We start from the raw sequence: 12,874 nt of genomic DNA, 5'->3' as shown, positions 1-12,874 counted from the left end.
GGGCACCCCCGGCCGCCGGTACGCCGCCCGCCGCCGTCCCCGCGCGGATCGACGCGACCGCCGAGGTCCCCGGCACCTCGCATTTCGTGATCATCGACGGCGACGGCAATGCGGTGTCTATGACGACGACGGTCGAAAGCTTCTTCGGATCGGGGCGCATGGTCGACGGTTTTTTCCTCAACAACCAGATGACCGATTTCTCGTTCGTGCCGTCGGGACCGAATGCGATCGCGCCGGGCAAGCGCCCGCGCTCGTCGATGGCGCCGACGATCATCCTCAATCCCGACCACAGCCTCGCCGGCGCGATCGGCTCGCCCGGCGGCAATGCGATCCTTGGCTATGTGTCGAAAGCGCTCGTTGGCGCGATCGCCTGGAAATTGCCGATGAAGGACGCGGTCGCGCTTCCCAACCTCGTCGCGCGCGGCGCGAGCTTCGCGGGCGAGGAAAGCCGCTTCGCCCCCTCCGTGCGCGCCGAAATGGCAAGGCGCGGCGTCACGGTGCGATCGGGATCGGGCGAGGATTCGGGCCTGCACGGCGTGCTGATCCGCAATGGCGGTTTCGACGGCGCCGCCGATCCGCGCCGCGACGGCGTCGCCCGCACTATCACCCTGCCGCCAAAGGACTGACCATGCGCCTGTTCGCCCTCGCCGCCACGATCGTCTTCGCCGTTCCCGCATCCGCGCAGCAGGTGGCGGTCGAAGCCGTCCGGTTCGCCAGCCGCGACGGCAAGACCGAGGTGAACGGCTATGTCTTCAAGGCAGCGAACGCACCCGAACATGCGCCGGCGGTGGTGATGATGCACGGCCGCGCGGGCGCCTATTCGGCGCGCGCCGACGGCAAATATGATGCCGAAACACTGTCGGCGCGCCACAAGGCGTGGGGCCGCCTGCTTGCACGCAGCGGCTATATCGCGCTGATGGTCGATGATTTCGGGCCCGTCGGTTACCCCGGCGGGTTCAGGGCGGGCACATACAAGGACCGCCCCGCCGCGGTCGACGAAGTCACGAACCGCCCGCTCCATGCCTATGGCGCACTGCGTTACCTGCAGCAGCGGCCCGACGTCGACGGCGGCCGCGTTGCGTTGCTCGGCTGGTCGAACGGCGGCAGCGCCACCCTTGCCGCGATGGCCGACGACAAGCCCGGCGACATGCGCAAGATCGGCTTTCAGGCCGGCGTATCGCTCTATCCGGGCTGCGGCCTCAAGAACCGTTTCGAAAAGCAGGGCTATAAGCCCTATGCCCCGGTCCGCGTCTTCATGGGCGGCGCCGACGAGGAAGTCTCGCCCGCATCGTGCGAAAGACTCGTCGCCAAAAGCAGGGCGAAGGGCGGCGATATCGACCTGACCTCTTTCCCCGGCGCGACCCACAGCTACGACACGCCGACCCAAAGCCGCCAAAAGGTAAAGGCCAACGCCGACGCCAAGGCGGCCACCGAAAAATCGATCCTCGCTTTTCTTGCCGGGATTCTCAAGGAGCGCTGATATGGCTGACCTCGCCCCCTTTCATTTCGCCTTCCCCGTCGACGACCTCGACGCCGCGCGCCATTTTTACGGCGCCATCCTCGGCTGTCCCGAAGGACGGAGCGACAGCGACTGGATCGACTTCAACCTCTACGGCCACCAGATCGTCGCGCATTGCGTCGGCGCGAAGCGCGACGCGATCGCGGGACATAATCCCGTCGATGGCCATGCGGTGCCTGTTCCCCATTTCGGCGTTGTCCTGCCTCCCGCCGAATGGCGCGCGCTAGCTGACCGCTTGCAACGCCATGGCGTCACCTTCGTGATCGAACCGCACACGCGTTTCGCTGGCCAGCCGGGCGAACAATCGACGATGTTCTTTCACGACCCCTCGGGCAACGCGCTCGAATTCAAGGCCTTCGCCGATCTCGGCCAATTGTTTGCGAAATAGGGGATGATCATGCGGGGCGGCAGCTTTCTGAAAAGCACCGGCGCGGCGATCGCGCTTGCCTTCGGCGCGGCGCAATGCACGCCGCTCGCCGCCAGCGAGAGCGCAGTGAGCGTACCGTTGCCGGCGCGTACGGTCGCGGGTTCGCTCAAGATCGTGGGCGGCAAGACCGACCTCGCCGCACTCGATATACGCATCAACGGTACGCCCGCGCGCATCGCCAACGACGGCATCGCGGCAATGGTGGCAGAGGCCGATACTTACCGGCTGAGCGTCCGCGGGCCTGGCATCTTCGACGCGACCTTCACCTTCGGCGCCGGCGAGCTTGCCGCATCGGGCAACGCCATCACCTTGCCCCCGATCGAGGTCGTCGCGCGTGCGCCGGGACGGACCGAGCTTTTCTTCGGCGGCGATACGATGATGGGCCGCCGCTTCGAAAAGCCGATAAGCGGCGAGCGCGTCCTGATCCGTCCCGAAAGCCGCGCCGCCGACATGGCGCGGCTGCTGGAACCGATGCGTCCCTATTTCGCGGGCGCCGACCTCGCCTCGCTCAATCTCGAAACCGTGCTCGCGACCAGCGACCTCGGCGACGCACCCGACAAGACGGTAGTCTTCTATACGCATAGCGACGCGGCAAAAGCGCTCGCGGCCGCGGGCATCGACTATGTCAGCCTCGGCAACAATCATGTCTACGACTACGTCGAACCCGGCCTCGCGGCGACGACCGCCGCGCTTGACGCGGCGAAGCTCGCCTGGTCGGGCGCGGGCGCGGACGAGACCGCGGCGCTGAAGGCCGCGCGGCTCGATATCGGCGGCCATCCCTATGCGATGCTCGGCTTCGTCGGCTGGAAGGGCAAGGTCGAGCCGAACCAGGTCGCCGAGACGGCGAAGGGCGGCGCGGCATTCGGCAGCGACGAGAATATCGAGGCTGCGGTGACGCGCGAGGTCGCGGCAGGGCGCCTGCCGATCGTCCAGTATCACGGCAGCAGCGAATATAGCGACCGCCCGACCGACATCAGCGAACGGCGGATGAAGCTTGCGATCGACAAGGGCGCGGTGCTCGTCGTCTCGCACCATCCGCACGTTTCGCACGGGCTCGAACTCTACAAGGGCCGGCTGATCGCCTATTCGCTCGGCAATTACCTGTTCGACCAGTATTTTCCCGAAACGCAGGCGACCTATGCGCTCAAGGTCTGGATGGACGGGGACACGCTGTTCCGGGCCGAAATCATCCCGATCCAGATTCTCGGCTATCGTCCGGTCCCGGCGACCGGCGGCATGCGGCAGGCCGCGCTGCGCCGGATCATCGATCTGTCGGCGGAGCGTGGCACGACGATCGGCCTCGTCGGCGGCCACGGCGTGATCATGCCGGGTGTCCGGTCGCCGCGGCCGACGCTGTGCCCGTTCGCACAGGAGGGCAAGATCACTGCCTATCGGTATGATCTTGCCAAGCCCTCCGGCTGCAAAGCGACGCCGGCGCGCCTGTCGGGCCGCGACCTGCTGATGCGCGGCGATTTCGAGGCCGCGCGCTACGACGGCGCGCTCGACCGGAGCTGGGAGGTAGAGGGCGGCGCGATCGATTTCGCGACGGGCGGCTTTGGCGGAGGATCGGCGATGCAAATCCAGCCCCAGCCGGGCAAGCCCGCGACGCTGACCCCCACCACCTTCTTCCGCCCGAACGGCGCGCGCCGCTATTCGCTCGTCGGCCGAGTCCGCTCGGATACGCCTGTCGAACTCGAAGCGCTGTTCCAGGCGCACCCCAAGGGCGTAGGCCGGACCAAGGCGCTTGAAACCGCGCCGCTGCAATCGCTGGGGACAGTGCGGATCGCCGCGGGCGACTGGCAAAGCTTCCGCTTCGACGTCGATCTTGGTCCCGGCGACGCGCCGCCGCCGCTCCGGCCCGCGCTGCGCATGGCGGGCGCGGCGCAAGTGACGCTCGACGATCTCGCCTTCATCGCGTGGGACGATGCACCCGCGACCGGCACGTCCGACCCCGGCCGCTCCCATTCCCGCGATCCGGACTAGTTCGTCCAGTAGATATAATCCTGACCGTCCTTCCACGGGGTATCGAGCGGCACGTCGATCCGCACCGGCCCTTCGACGAGGCCGGGCCAGATCGGTTTTGCCATGCCCCTGTTCTGCGTCTCGATCATCGCGCGCAGTTCGGCCACGCGCTGCGGATCGCTTGCGGCAAGATCGTGGCGTTCGGTCGGATCGGCAGCGAGGTTATAGAGACGCGCCTTTTCTGGGCGCTTCGTCACCTGCAATTTCCAGTCGCCCGCGCGTACCGCGCGGTAATCGCCCGATCGCCAGAACATCGCGGACCGTTTGGCCGGACCCGCAAGAATGTCTTCGCTGTCGAGCGTCCGGTCGCGCGGCATCGTCGCGCCCGCCGCCGCGGCTATCGTCGCGAAGATGTCGAGATGCCCGGTCACGTCGCCGCGCTGCGTTCCCGCGGCGATCGCGGCGGGCCAGCGCATGAACAGCGGGGTGCGGATGCCGCCCTCGAAGAAGGTCGCTTTCCAGCCGCGGAACGGCGCATTGAGGTCGCGCATCCCGTTATACCAGGCGCCGCCATTGTCGCTGGTGAAGATGACGAGCGTATTGTCGTCGATTCCCGCCTCTTTGAGCTTGGCCATCACGTCGCCGATGCGACGGTCGAGCTGCGCGATCATTGCGCCATAGACGCGCGTCTTGTGATCCTTGATCCGGGGCAGCTTCGCATAATCGGCTTTCGTCGCCTGCAGCGGCGTGTGCGGCGCGTTGAACGCGAGATACATGAAAAAGGGGCGGTTTTTATTCGCCTCGATCGCCTTGATCGCCTCGTCGGCGAAATAGTCGGTCATGTGGCCCTTCGGATGAAAGCGCTTGCTGCCGTTGAAAGTGACGGCGTGGCGCAGATTCGCCCAGATGAAGCGGTCGATCGGATCCCACACCAGCTTGGCGTTGACCGTGTCCGCATCGTCTTCGGGCAGGAACATTCCGGCGCCGGCGAGGATCGCGAGGCTCTCGTCGAACCCCTGCTCCTGCGGCTGTAGTGCGGACGCTTCGCCCAGATGCCATTTGCCGATGTGGAGCGTGTGATAGCCGGCCGCCTTCACCGCCTCGGCAATCGTCACCTCGCTCGCGGGCACGCCCATGTCGGGATAGGCGGGGATGTCGGGAGTGATCAGCTCCTTGTGAAAGATCGCGCGATGCGGGCCGACGCCTTCGCCATGCGCGAGATTCTCGGCGAATTCGATCGGAACCGCGGTATATTCGAATCCGAAACGCGTCGGATAGCGTCCCGTCATCATCGCCGCGCGCGACGGCGAGCAGGTCGCGTTCGCCGCATAGGCGGTGGTGAAGTTCACCCCGTCGCGGGCGAGCGCGTCGATGTTCGGCGTCTTGACGATCCCGCCCGCGACCCCGCCGCCATTGAGGCTGATGTCGTTGTAGCCGAGATCGTCGGCGACGATCAGGATGATGTTGGGCGGCCGCTTCCCCTCCGCCGCCGTCGTCGGCCCCTGCTGCCAAGCGACCGTGCGGTTCGGCTGCACCGGATCGCGCCAGTCCTGAAGGATACCGGGAATGCGGTATTTATTCGCCTCGAACGCCCAGTATCCGCCGGCCGCGGCCAATGCCAGAACGCCAAGTGCGACCCATTTTTTATTCATTTTCGCCCTCTCCGCCGCCGCTTCGGGTTGCTCCGAAACAATTGACACTATATGTGTCACTTTATTGCCGCATACGCAAGATTGTTTGACCCCGGCGCGAAGCCGGGCCAGCAGGGACAGATGACGACGGGGGTCCGGAAATCGAGCGCGCCGAAAGCGGAGCCCAAGCGGGTCGATGGTCGCCGCGAGCGTGGCCGTTCGAGCCACAAGCGTATCGTCGAGGCGATGATGGAACTGATCGTCGGCGGCGACCTGTCGCCGAGCGCGGCGCGCGTCGCCGAAGAAGCGGGCATCGGCCTGCGTACCGTATTCCGCCATTTCGACGACATGGACTCGCTCTATGCCGAAATTACCGGAACGATCACCGAGCGCGTGATGCCGGTGGTCATGGCGCCCTATCCCGACCAGCCTTGGCGCGCCAATGTCCGCGACCTCGTCCGCCGGCGTGTGCGGGTGTTCGAGACAACCCTGCCCTTCCGGCTCGCGGCGAACATCAAACGCTATCAGTCGCCCTTTCTGATGGGTCAGTACAGCCGCGTCGTGATGCTCGAGCGCGAGCTGATCCTCCGCCTGCTTCCGGGTCCGGTCCTGACCGACCGCATCGCGGTCGAGGCGCTGTGCGCCGCGCTGTCGTTCCACACCTGGCGTACGCTGCGCCACGACCAGAGCCTGTCGGCCGAGGATGCCGCGGCGGTCATGGGGCAGATGGTCGAGGCGCAGCTCGCGACGATCGTCGAAGACGCCTGATGCGCAAAGCATCGGTGATCCTGTCGCTGGCCTTTCTCGGCGCGCTCGCCGCATGCGGCAAGACAAGGGACGCGCCCGTTACCGAAGCCAAGGCGCCCGAATGCCCGGCGATGCCGAAGCAGGATTATGCGTGGATTCCCGGCGCGACCTTCACGATGGGCGCCGACGCGCATTTGCCCGAGGAAGGCCCGGCGCGCGAGGTCAGGGTCGCCGGGTTCTGGATTTCGACGCACGAGGTGACCAACGCCGAGTTTGCCGAATTCGTGAAGGCAACAGCGTACAAAACGCTCGCCGAGCGGGATCCGCCGAAGCTGCCCGGGGCACCGCCCGAAATGCTGATCCCCGGATCGGCGGTGTTCACCGCGCCGACCGACGGCAATCCGAACTGGTGGCGCTGGGTCGTCGGTGCGGGGTGGCGTCATCCCGCGGGGCCCGACACGAATATCGAGGGCCGCGACCGCGACCCGGTAGTGCAGGTCGGTTATGACGATGCGCTCGCCTATGCCAGATGGAAGGGCAAGGCGCTTCCCAGTGAGGAGCAATGGGAGCTTGCCGCCGCGACGGGCGGCGCCGACCGCAACGTCCCCGTCGGCAAGGATGGCACGCCGCGCGCCAACTATTATCAGGGCAGCTTTCCCGTTCGCGACATGGGCACCGACGGCTTTACCAGCCGCGCGCCGGTCGCCTGCTTCCCCGCCGACGATCATGGCGTCCACGACCTGATCGGCAATGTGTGGGAATGGACGACGAGCAAGGCGGGCGGCGAGAACAATGTCATCAAGGGCGGCAGCTTCCTCTGCGCCGCCAATTATTGCGCGCGCTACCGTCCCGCCGCGCGCCAGTTCCAGGAACGCAGCCTAGGCACCGACCATATCGGGTTTCGTCTGATCGACACGGCGCGCCCGGCGCCGGCGACGCCAGTTCCAGACAAGGGCTGACAGCAGTACGACGGTCCCGCCGACCCACAGGCCGAGGCGGATCAGCCGCGGCTTGCCTTGCCGTTCGAAGGCATAGCGGTTGATCTGCTCGTCGGCGGTATAGCCCGCCGGCATGTCGAGCACCCCGTTCGCCTTCGCATAGGCGCGATAGTCGGCGATCATCGCGGCGAAGCGGCCGGGCTCGGCGGCGGCAAGATCGCGCGCTTCGCCCGGATCGGTCTTCAGATTGAACAGCCGCCATTTGCCGTCGCCCGTCGGCGCGAGATTGCGGACCAGCTTGTAATCGCCGCGAAACAGCGCGCTGTTGCCGGAGAGCTCGTAGCCGAGGGGCATGTCGCCATGGACGCTGCCCGCCTGCCCCTTGAGCATGGGCGCGAGGCTGCGGCCGGTGACGGGTTCGACCGCCTTGCCCTGCCAGCTTCCGCCATGATCCGACACGCCGGCGAGTTCGGTCAGCGTCGGCAATATGTCGGTGACATGCGCGAGGCCGTCGTTGATCCCGCCGGCGCGGATCGCGGCATGGCCCGGCCAGGCGATGATCAGCGGCACGCGCAGCCCGCCTTCGGCCGCGCTGAACTTATATCCCGACAAGGGCGATGACGCGGCGCTCGCCCAGCCCGGGCCGATCGCTGCAAAACTGCCGCGCCGGCCGATATTTGCGGTCGCAAGGTCGTACTGCATGCCGAGGAACAGCCGGTTGCGCAGGCTGTGGAACGGATTCGTGGGCTCGGCACCATTGTCCGACAGGAAAACGAAGATCGTGTTGTCATAGTCGCCCGTGGCTTTCAGGTGGGCGACGAGCCGGCCCACTTCGCGGTCCATCGCGGTCGCCATGCCGCCATAGGCCTGCATCACGCGCACCGCCGCCGCGCGCTCTTCGGCGTCGAGCTTCTTCCAGTCGGGGGTCGTCGCCATCGTCACGACCGGTACGCCCGCAGGAACGATGCCGAGCGCCGCCGCGCGCTTTGCCCGCGCTTCGCGGAGCGCGGTCCAGCCGTCCTTGTACATCGCCGAATAGCGCGCGATGTCGCTGTCGGGCGCCTGCACCGGAATATGGTTGGCGAGGAAATTGATCGAGGCGAGGAAGGGTTTGCCGCTTGGACGATCCGCCTCGATATAATCGATCATCCGCTGCACGACGAAGTGCGACGAATAATAATCCTTCGGCAAGGTCGCGGGCTTGCCATTCTCGGTCCATGCGGCGGTGTCGTACATGCCCTCGATCGGACGCTGCTCGAAATTGTCCGCGCCCGCGTCGGCGAGGCTGTACGCGCGGTCGTAACCGCGCGCGTGCGGCAAGCGCTTCGCATCGCTACCAAGGTGCCATTTGCCGGTGAGATAGGTGCGATAGCCCGCCGCCTTCAGCAACTGCGCGATCGTCACGACGCGCAGGTTCATCACCGTGTCGTACCCGGGTTTGCCGCGATGCTGGTCGGGGATCGTCTCGGGCATGTTGCCGAGCCCGTTGCGGTGGTTCATGACGCCCGTCTGGAGCATCGCCCGCGTCGGCGAACACGACCCCGCGACATGGAAGTTCGAGAAGCGCATTCCCGCACGCGCGAGCGCGTCGATATTCGGCGTCGCGATTTCGGAGCCGAACGAACCGACGTCCGAAAATCCCCAGTCATCGGCGAGCAGGATCACGATATTGGGATGCTTTGGTACCGGGGCGGCTGGTTGCGCCTGCGCAGTGGCTACGGCGAGCAACGCACCGGTTATGATGATGGCAGCACGCCGGGACCCGCCTAAGCGACCCGGCATCTAGTGGTCCTCCTGCGCACTGCCATCACTCCCACCCCCTCGGGATGTGACACTTACTATGTCAATATATTTTCGAGTCAATGGGTGCGATGCAGGGGCGCTTAACCTTAACGTTCGCGATATTCGGGTGCGCGTTTTTCGAGGAAGGCGGCGAGTGCTTTGAAGGGCAAAGCCACTCGACGAGCAGCTCGCTCATAATGTTTGCCCGTCGTCGACCGTGATCACGCTCCCCGTAATGCCGAGCGCAGCGTCGGAACAGAGCAGGAGCAGCGGCGCATGCAGGTCGCTCGGTGGCCGCATGCGCTGGCGCGGAAAGCTCTTCACCATCGCCGCGCCAACGTCGCTCTCGAACAGCTCGGCGGTCATTTCGGATTCGAAATAGCCGGGCTGAATCACATTGACGCTGATCCCGCGCCGCGCCCATTCGCGCGCGAGCGCTTTCCCCAGATGGCGCACCGCCGCCTTGGTCGCGCCATAGACCGATGTCGCGGGAAAGACCTTTTCGGCGGTGATCGAGCCGATGAGGACGATGCGGCCGTGCTGCTTCTCGCGACTCCCCGCCTTGTCGAGCCGCCTTGCGCCCTCCGTTGCGGTCAGGAAGACGCCGCGGACATTGGCAGCGAGCAGGAAATCGACGTCCTCCACCGACAGCCCCATCGCCATTTTCTCGGTCGCGACGCCGGCATTGGCTATTATCGTATCGACCGTGCCGAACGCCGCCTCGGCGGCGTCATAGGCCGCTCTGGTCGAGGTTTCGTCGGTGACGTCCATGCTGACCGCGATCGCCCGGCCGCCCGCCGCTTCGATGGCGGCCACCTGTTCGGCGAGCTTGTCGCCGCGCCGCGCCGCCAGGACCACCTTCGCCCCCGCCGCCGCCAGCGCCTTGGCAAAGCCCGCGCCAAGGCCGGAGGATGCCCCGGTCACCAGCGCCACGCGGCCGGTAAGGTCGAATTTCGGTTGCTCCGCCATCATTTTCCCGTTCCTTCGTTTCCCAAGGTCCTGACCCGGGCATTGGTCCCGATTGACGTTCACGTCAACCGGCGGGAGCACGCCTGCGGAAAGCCCGGCAAAGGGCTTGACGGAGCTGATTTGTTCACTTAATGTTCTCTTTGTGCACACCAAACCTCATCCCCCGTCGCGGCCGCCGGGCGCGGCGGGCGGGGGATAAAGGGCTTCCTTTTGCAAGCTTTCGCGATTTGCGGAATCTCCGGCATTGATCGTCATCGTAAACGGCGTCACAAATGGCGTCTGTGAGACTGGACGAAAAATGAGGGGCCTCAACATGTCATCACCGTTCAACCTCGCCAGGGACCGGGCCTAGCCGATGCACGCCGTCGAGGCGTTCGAGCTTGTCCTCGGACTGTTGGCGCTCGTCATCGGACTGCACTGGCTGGCGCTCAAGCTGCGCTGGCCCCCCGCCACCGCGCTGCTCGTCGGCGGCGGCGCGCTGGCTTTCATGCCGGGATTGCCCGCGATTTCGCTCGATCCCGAGCTGGCGCTCGTCCTGTTCCTGCCGCCGCTGCTGATGGATGGCGCCTATTATACCGCGCTCGGGCGCTTTCGTCGGCATCTTCCCGGCATATTGTCGCTTGCGGTGGGCGCGGTGGTCTTCACCACGCTCGTCGTCGGGGTCGCCGTCCACTGGATCATTCCCGATCTTCCGTGGGCCGCCTGCTTTGCGCTCGGCGCGATCGTATCGCCCCCCGACGCGGTATCGGCACGCGCGGTGTTGAAGGGCGTCCACCTGCCCCGCCGCCTCGAAGCGTTGCTCGAAGGCGAAAGCCTGCTCAACGACGCCACAGGGCTCATCCTTTTCCGCTTCGCCGTCGCGGCGACGCTCAGCGGCGTCTTCCACACCGGCGAGGCGATCCAGAGCTTTGCCGTCGTCGCGATCGGCGGCGTGATTGTCGGCGCGGCGGTTGCCGCGGGCTGGATTTTCCTCGCCAGACGGTTCCGCGACCCGATGCTGGTCATGCTCATCACGATCCTGCTGTGCTGGGCCGCCTATCTGGCCGGTGAAGCAGTCCATGTGTCGGGCGTGATCGCGACAGTCACCGCGGGCCTCGCCATGGGCTGGTATCAGCATGTGATCCTGCCCGCGGCCATCCGCCTGCGGGCCAATTCGGCCTGGCAGATCATGGTGTTCGTCCTCGAGGCGATGGTCTTCATCCTGATCGGCTTTTCGCTCCGCAGCGCAATCGAACGCATTGGCGGAATCGAAGCCATCCCCGCGTCGATGATCCTGGCGATCGCCGCGGTCGTCGCCACGGTCACCGTCGCGCGCTTCGTCTGGATATTCGGGTCAGAGGCCATTCTCGGGATTGCGCGAAAGGCCGGGCTCGAACGCGCGCGCCCTCTGGGATGGCGGCAGGCAACCGTCCTCAGCTGGGCGGGGATGCGAGGGGTCGTGACGCTCGCGGTTCCGCTTACCCTGCCGGTCGACATGCCCGGCCGCGACCTAATGCTCATCTGTGCTTTCGCGGTCATCTTCGTCACCGTGGTCGTACAGGGATCGAGCCTTGGCGCGCTCATTCGCAAGGTCCGGCCGGTCGATGCCGATCCGCCCGCGAAAATGGCGATGCCCGCGGCCGAAGCCGCCATGGCGCGGGCCCGGATGCAGGTCATCGAAAAGCTCGCCTACGACGCCGACGGCACGCTGATCCATCCCCAGATGCTCGCGGAGCATCGCAAGCGCATGCAGTTCATGGAAAGGTACGAGCAGGACGCCAGCACCGCGATGGAGAATCTGCGTCCCCATTTCGACGTCCTGCTTCAGGCCATCGCCGCCGGTCGCGAGGAGCTGATCCGGATCCATCGCGCAGGGCTGATCGAAGACGAGGTGCTCCACGAGCTCGAACGCGACCTCGACCTCGAAGAAATGGCGATGACGTTTCAGCGCGGAGACGACTGACGGGGCCGGAAATCCGCTATTTCATACCCCCCGCCTGAAACTCGGCGACGAGGTCGAACCGGTCGCCGCGGAACAATTGCCGGACATGGGTGACCGCGCGGTCGCCGCGCCATGTGTCGCGTTCGAGTTCGAGGCACGGCGTGCCGTTGTCCACGCCCAGCGATTTCGCCTCGCCGCGGACCGCCGCGACTGCGCGAATAACGTGCCGCGCCGATGTCCACGGAATATGCGCGAGCAGCCAGGTCCCCGGCGCCTCGACCATGAAATCGGTGTCCGCGGCGGCGGGAACTTCGGCGAGCTCGATGACGCGGCGCTCGAGCGCGAACGGTTCGTCCGCCGCGAAATGCACCCCCTCGATGTGCAGCGCGGCGCCGACGCGCCCGCGCCTGATCGAGCGCGCTTCCCAGCGATAGGCCTCGCCGCGTGCCGAGATCAGTTCGGCGAGATCGGGCACCGTCATCACCGCCGAATGGACGGGTGGATGCGCCACGAACGACCCCGCCTTGCGCCGCCGCTCGACAAGCCCCGCCGCTGCGAGTTCGCCGAGCGCCTTGCTGACCGTCGCACGCGCGCAGCCATAGCGCGCGGCCAGCTCCTGTTCGATCGGGATGCGCGTCCCCGGACGCCATTCACCCGACCGGATCCGGCCTTCGATATCCTCGCGGATCCGGCGTCCGGGATTCGGGGCCGCCCTGGTCATGCGACGATGCGCTCGATGCTTTTGCGATAGGCGGCGGCGATCGCCGCGCCATCGACATGACGCCCTTTCTCGACCCGCTTGACCCCGGCGCGCCAGACGCGATCGATCGTTCCCGCGCGCCCCGCGAAAATCCAGCGGTCGAGCAGCGTGGCCTCGTCGGCGCCCGCGAAAACCGGATGATCCATGTCGAGCGAGACGATGTCGGCGACCTGCCCCACCGCCAGCCCCGCATCGACGCCGAGCGCCCGGGCGCCGCC

At 66.4% G+C, this 12,874-nt stretch carries 11 protein-coding genes and 1 pseudogene; 7 read left to right on the top strand and 5 right to left on the bottom strand.

Annotated elements, in window-relative coordinates:
- The 4 genes from VN047_RS18365 to VN047_RS18350 all read left to right on the top strand — a co-directional run.
- The coding region (locus VN047_RS18365; protein ID WP_325545214.1) for a gamma-glutamyltransferase at nt 1-626 on the top strand (626 nt) is incomplete at its 5' end.
- A gap of 2 nt (nt 627-628) precedes the next feature.
- Complete coding sequence (locus tag VN047_RS18360) at nt 629-1,480, top strand: dienelactone hydrolase family protein (RefSeq protein WP_325545212.1); 852 nt, start codon at nt 629-631, stop codon at nt 1,478-1,480.
- A 1-nt stretch (nt 1,481) separates the two neighbouring features.
- Nucleotides 1,482-1,907: a VOC family protein gene (locus VN047_RS18355; protein ID WP_325545210.1), complete on the top strand. Its 426-nt coding sequence runs from the start codon at nt 1,482-1,484 to the stop codon at nt 1,905-1,907.
- A 9-nt stretch (nt 1,908-1,916) separates the two neighbouring features.
- Entirely contained in the window at nt 1,917-3,929 is a 2,013-nt protein-coding gene (locus VN047_RS18350) for a CapA family protein (protein ID WP_325545208.1), read from the top strand.
- On the opposite strand, the gene VN047_RS18345 is transcribed toward VN047_RS18350, so the two are convergent.
- Nucleotides 3,926-5,560, bottom strand: a complete 1,635-nt coding sequence (locus VN047_RS18345; protein WP_325545206.1) for a sulfatase-like hydrolase/transferase — start codon at nt 5,558-5,560, stop codon at nt 3,926-3,928. The genes VN047_RS18350 and VN047_RS18345 overlap by 4 nt on opposite strands.
- A 120-nt stretch (nt 5,561-5,680) precedes the next feature.
- Here VN047_RS18345 and VN047_RS18340 point away from each other — a divergent pair, with 120 nt between their 5' ends.
- Both VN047_RS18340 and VN047_RS18335 read left to right on the top strand, forming a co-directional pair.
- Complete coding sequence (locus VN047_RS18340; RefSeq protein WP_325545204.1) at nt 5,681-6,307, top strand: TetR/AcrR family transcriptional regulator; 627 nt, start codon at nt 5,681-5,683, stop codon at nt 6,305-6,307.
- Complete coding sequence (locus VN047_RS18335) at nt 6,307-7,245, top strand: formylglycine-generating enzyme family protein (protein WP_325545202.1); 939 nt, start codon at nt 6,307-6,309, stop codon at nt 7,243-7,245. The genes VN047_RS18340 and VN047_RS18335 overlap by 1 nt, the downstream gene beginning before the upstream one ends.
- On the opposite strand, the gene VN047_RS18330 is transcribed toward VN047_RS18335, so the two are convergent.
- Nucleotides 7,165-9,006 carry an arylsulfatase gene (locus VN047_RS18330; protein WP_325545201.1) on the bottom strand — a complete coding sequence of 614 codons (1,842 nt, stop codon included), beginning with the start codon at nt 9,004-9,006 and terminating at the stop codon, nt 7,165-7,167. The two genes, VN047_RS18335 and VN047_RS18330, sit on opposite strands and share 81 nt — an antisense overlap.
- A gap of 192 nt (nt 9,007-9,198) precedes the next feature.
- Complete coding sequence (locus VN047_RS18325; protein WP_325545216.1) at nt 9,199-9,975, bottom strand: SDR family NAD(P)-dependent oxidoreductase; 777 nt, start codon at nt 9,973-9,975, stop codon at nt 9,199-9,201.
- Nucleotides 9,976-10,330: 355 nt separating this feature from the next.
- Here VN047_RS18325 and VN047_RS18320 point away from each other — a divergent pair, with 355 nt between their 5' ends.
- On the top strand, nt 10,331-11,917 hold the full coding sequence (locus VN047_RS18320) for a Na+/H+ antiporter (protein ID WP_325545199.1): 1,587 nt from the start codon (nt 10,331-10,333) through the stop codon (nt 11,915-11,917).
- Between the two features lie 16 nt (nt 11,918-11,933).
- On the opposite strand, the gene VN047_RS18315 is transcribed toward VN047_RS18320, so the two are convergent.
- Together VN047_RS18315 and VN047_RS18310 are read right to left on the bottom strand one after the other, a co-directional pair.
- Entirely contained in the window at nt 11,934-12,617 is a 684-nt protein-coding gene (locus VN047_RS18315; RefSeq protein WP_325545197.1) for a UTRA domain-containing protein, read from the bottom strand.
- Nucleotides 12,614-12,874, bottom strand: a pseudogene (locus VN047_RS18310) (formimidoylglutamate deiminase); the annotation flags it as partial. The pseudogene VN047_RS18310 and the gene VN047_RS18315, both read right to left, overlap by 4 nt.

The sequence above is a fragment of the Sphingopyxis sp. genome (assembly GCF_035565275.1).
In the GTDB taxonomy this organism is placed as follows: Bacteria; Pseudomonadota; Alphaproteobacteria; order Sphingomonadales; family Sphingomonadaceae; genus Sphingopyxis.
This window is presented reverse-complemented; position numbering and strand designations above follow the sequence as displayed.

Bases quoted from the DNA above. Each gene is read 5' to 3' on its own strand.
- VN047_RS18315 (WP_325545197.1), bottom strand. From the start codon at position 12,617: ATGACCAGGGCGGCCCCGAATCCCGGACGCCGGATCCGCGAGGATATC.
- VN047_RS18320 (WP_325545199.1), top strand. From the start codon at position 10,331: ATGCACGCCGTCGAGGCGTTCGAGCTTGTCCTCGGACTGTTGGCGCTC.
- VN047_RS18330 (WP_325545201.1), bottom strand. From the start codon at position 9,006: ATGCCGGGTCGCTTAGGCGGGTCCCGGCGTGCTGCCATCATCATAACC.
- VN047_RS18355 (WP_325545210.1), top strand. From the start codon at position 1,482: ATGGCTGACCTCGCCCCCTTTCATTTCGCCTTCCCCGTCGACGACCTC.
- VN047_RS18325 (WP_325545216.1), bottom strand. From the start codon at position 9,975: ATGGCGGAGCAACCGAAATTCGACCTTACCGGCCGCGTGGCGCTGGTG.
- VN047_RS18340 (WP_325545204.1), top strand. From the start codon at position 5,681: ATGACGACGGGGGTCCGGAAATCGAGCGCGCCGAAAGCGGAGCCCAAG.
- VN047_RS18345 (WP_325545206.1), bottom strand. From the start codon at position 5,560: ATGAATAAAAAATGGGTCGCACTTGGCGTTCTGGCATTGGCCGCGGCC.
- VN047_RS18335 (WP_325545202.1), top strand. From the start codon at position 6,307: ATGCGCAAAGCATCGGTGATCCTGTCGCTGGCCTTTCTCGGCGCGCTC.
- VN047_RS18360 (WP_325545212.1), top strand. From the start codon at position 629: ATGCGCCTGTTCGCCCTCGCCGCCACGATCGTCTTCGCCGTTCCCGCA.
- VN047_RS18350 (WP_325545208.1), top strand. From the start codon at position 1,917: ATGCGGGGCGGCAGCTTTCTGAAAAGCACCGGCGCGGCGATCGCGCTT.